The organism is Paratractidigestivibacter sp., from assembly GCF_052362415.1.
In the GTDB taxonomy this organism is placed as follows: Bacteria; Actinomycetota; Coriobacteriia; order Coriobacteriales; family Atopobiaceae; genus Paratractidigestivibacter.
In genome coordinates this window covers 1,196-4,238 of record NZ_DAWEMK010000037.1, presented here as the reverse complement: position 1 = coordinate 4,238, position 3,043 = coordinate 1,196, and the positions used below count along the sequence as shown (strand labels likewise).

At 62.3% G+C, this 3,043-nt stretch carries 4 protein-coding genes and 1 pseudogene; 1 reads left to right on the top strand and 4 read right to left on the bottom strand.

All coding sequences use genetic code 11. The features are described from left to right. The 4 genes and pseudogenes from ACT84W_RS05260 to ACT84W_RS05245 form a co-directional block, all read right to left on the bottom strand. A pseudogene (locus tag ACT84W_RS05260) lies at positions 1-80 on the bottom strand (dihydrofolate reductase); the annotation flags it as partial. 95 nt (positions 81-175) lie between these two features. Then, positions 176-1,024: a thymidylate synthase gene (thyA, locus tag ACT84W_RS05255; protein WP_432290494.1), complete on the bottom strand. Its 849-nt coding sequence runs from the start codon at positions 1,022-1,024 to the stop codon at positions 176-178. A gap of 57 nt (positions 1,025-1,081) precedes the next feature. Then, complete coding sequence (locus ACT84W_RS05250) at positions 1,082-1,498, bottom strand: (deoxy)nucleoside triphosphate pyrophosphohydrolase (RefSeq protein WP_444328447.1); 417 nt, start codon at positions 1,496-1,498, stop codon at positions 1,082-1,084. Between the two features lie 5 nt (positions 1,499-1,503). Continuing rightward, positions 1,504-2,220, bottom strand: coding sequence for an acyl-[acyl-carrier-protein] thioesterase (locus ACT84W_RS05245; RefSeq protein ID WP_417575389.1), 717 nt, complete (start codon positions 2,218-2,220; stop codon positions 1,504-1,506). Between the two features lie 120 nt (positions 2,221-2,340). On the opposite strand from ACT84W_RS05245, the gene ACT84W_RS05240 reads away from it, so the two are divergent. Beyond that, on the top strand, positions 2,341-3,043 hold a 703-nt coding region (locus tag ACT84W_RS05240; protein WP_444328446.1), incomplete at its 3' end, for a Gfo/Idh/MocA family protein.

The following is a 3,043-nucleotide window of genomic DNA, read 5'->3' as shown; positions in this document are numbered from 1 at the left end:
TTCTTTCGGCCCATGACCACCGTGTGGCCCTTGGTGTGGCGCACGAAGGACCGCATGTCCTCGCGGTTGCGCACGAGCATGTCTCCCGCACGCCCGATGCCCCAATCGTCGCAGACGGCTACGATCGCGTGGAAATTCGGCAGGGGAGCGGGCTTTGTAGCATCCATGGAGACTCCTATACGGCGATGGGGATGTTCTTGACCTGCGGGCCGTGCTCATAGCCCTCGACGATGAGGTCATCGGTCGTGAAGGCGTAGAAGTCCTTGACCTCGGGGTTGAGCGTCACCTTCGGCGCCGCGTGGCGCGGGCGCGAGATCAGTTCCTCGACGATGTCGACGTGGCGGTCGTAGATGTGCGCGTCAGCGATCATGTGGACGAGCTCGCCGGGAATCATATCGTTCACCTGCGCGACCATCATGAGCAGGATGGCGTACTGGCACACGTTCCAGTTGTTGGCCGCGAGCACGTCTTGGCTGCGCTGGTTCAGCAGCAGATTTAGCGTGGGGCGGTCCTCTCCGGGCCCCTGGGTCACGTTGTAGGTGACGGAGTATGCGCAGGGATAGAGGTTCATCTCGTTAAGGTCGGAGAACACATAGGTGTTCGTCATGATGCGGCGGGAGTAGGGTGTCTCGCGAAGGTCGTAGAGGACCTTGTCCATCTGGTCGAAGTCGCCCTGGGGGTAGTGCGACTTCACGCCGATCTGGTAGCCGTAGGCCTTGCCGATCGAGCCCGTCTCGTCGGCCCACTCGTCCCAGATGTGTGAATGGAGGTCGTGTATGTTGTTGGATTTGCGCTGGTAAATCCATAGAACCTCGTCCATCGCGGACTTGAGGGCCGTTCGGCGCAGCGTGAGCGCGGGGAACTCCCGACGCAGGTCGTAGCGGTTGCAGACGCCGAACTTCTTTATGGTGTAGGCCGGCGTCCCATCCTCCCAGTGCGGGCGGACCTTCTGTCCTTCGGTCGTCGTGCCGTTCTCTATGATGTCCGCGCACATCGCGCAGAAGATATCGTCGGCGTAGCTCACGCGGCCTCCTTCTGTTGTGTTGGGTTTTGCCAGCGTTAATTCGCATAGGTCAGAGACTTACAGGTGCTGCTCAGAGAAGTACGTGTCCCAGAACATCCCGAGCTTATAGGCGGCGATCTGGTCGGCCGCGAGCCACGCGACTTCGGTCAGCTCGTCCTTGGAGACCCACTTGAGCTCGGCGTGCACCTTGGCTTCTGGCTCCTGCTTTGGGGCGAGCGTGCAGATGAACACGTCCATGCTCAGGTGGAAGTCGGGGTAGTCGAACTCGATGGTGTCGAAGGGGAGAATGAGCTGGAGCTCGCAGCCGAGCTCCTCTCTGACCTCGCGGCGCAGCGCGCCCTCGGACCCCTCCGCCAGCTCGACCTTGCCTCCGGGGAACTCCCAGGCGTTCTCGCCATCGATGTCAGCGCGTTTGGCTGCAAGTATCTGGTTGTTGTTCTCTATGACGGCAGCCGCAACATGAATGGTTTCCATGATTCTTACCTTTCTTGGAGCTTGACGATGGCGTAGACCTCGCCCATGTTGTTCAGGAGCTCGATCGTCCGGCCGTCCTCGGCGTCGTGGACGACGGGAACCACGACGTCGCCGAGGCGCGCCATGGAGCGGTATTGGACGCTGACGGTCGACATCGGCGCCTCCACACCGAGCTCCTCAAGAGCCCCGATGGCCATGAGGACGTACTGGGCGTTGTTGACGTGCCCGTTGCTGTCTAGGAACTGCTCGCCCACCGTTATGGGGCTTGCCTGCGTCCCGGGGCCTTCGGCGCGCAGCTTGCGCTGCATCTTCGGCATGGGGATCCTCGGCGTGTCCTCCACGTACGCCTCGAGCTCTGAGGGGATGCGGACGACCTTGTTGTCCTTTAGGCTGTAGAGAAGCCACTGCGATTCCGCGCGGACGCAGGAAGTCCCCTTGGCATCGAGGATCTCGAAGTTCCTCATGGCGTGCAGGCTCTTCATCTCGTAGCACCAGGTGCGGACATCGATCTCTTCCCCGAACTCGGGAAGACGGTCGATCTCGATGCGCCAGGCGGCCAAGATCCAGCCATAGCCCTTCTGCTTGAGCTCTCGGAACCCGAGGCCGAGCTCCTCGCTATGGAAGGTCGAGCAATCCTGCAGGTAATCGATCATCGAGACGAGCGTGAGCCGCCCGTCCCCGTCGCACTCGCTGTAGCGGACGCGGCTTTTGTATGAGTACATCCGGTGGAACCTCCTCGTGGTTTTACGACCTCCATTATCCCCGCGATTCGCTCGTGGCATCACGTAGAATCAAAATCGTCAGGCCTAATCCGTTCAATGCGAGCCTCTAGGAGGGCATATATGGGCAAGGTGCGCTTCGCAACCATCGGCTCCAGCGGCATCTGCGAGCAGTTCATCACCGCTCTTTCCGACGTCGAGGGGGTCGAGCTCGTTGGATGCTGTTCCCGAGACGCATCTAGGGCCCGCGAGTTCGCCGATGCGCACGGGGCGGAGCTTTCCTTCGGGGGTGTAGCCGAGCTCTGCGCGAGCGACGCCGTCGATGCCGTCTATATCGCCTCGCCCAACTCCGCCCATGCGGCGCAGGCACTCGCGGCGATCTCTTGCGGCAAACACGTGCTGGTCGAGAAGTCCTTCTCGGCGAACGAACGCGAGGCTGAGGAGGTGTTCCGTGCGGCCGAGCAAACTGGCGTCGTCGCTATGGAGGCGGTTCGCAATCTGCACGTGACCACCTTCGGCCAGATCGAGCGAGAGGTTGCCGCCTTAGGACGCGTGCGCCTCGCCGAGCTCTCGTTCTCGAAGGTGACCTCGCGCGTGGCGAAGCTCAGGGCGGGGGAGCGCGTCAACATCTTCGACCCTCGCATGGCGGCGGGAGCCCTCATGGACATCGGCGTCTACTGCGTCGCCCCTGCGGTCGCGCTCTTCGGCGAGCCGGACTCCGTTCAGGCCGTCGGCGTCATGGTCGACGCGCCGGGCTGCGACGCCGCAGACGAGTGCTCCAAGATCGACCTTTCCGGCGTCCTCGCGCTCGGGTATGCGGACAAAG

Coding starts and splice junctions, on each gene's coding strand:
- ACT84W_RS05245 (WP_417575389.1), bottom strand. CDS start 2,220: ATGTACTCATACAAAAGCCGCGTCCGCTACAGCGAGTGCGACGGGGAC.
- ACT84W_RS05250 (WP_444328447.1), bottom strand. CDS start 1,498: ATGGAAACCATTCATGTTGCGGCTGCCGTCATAGAGAACAACAACCAG.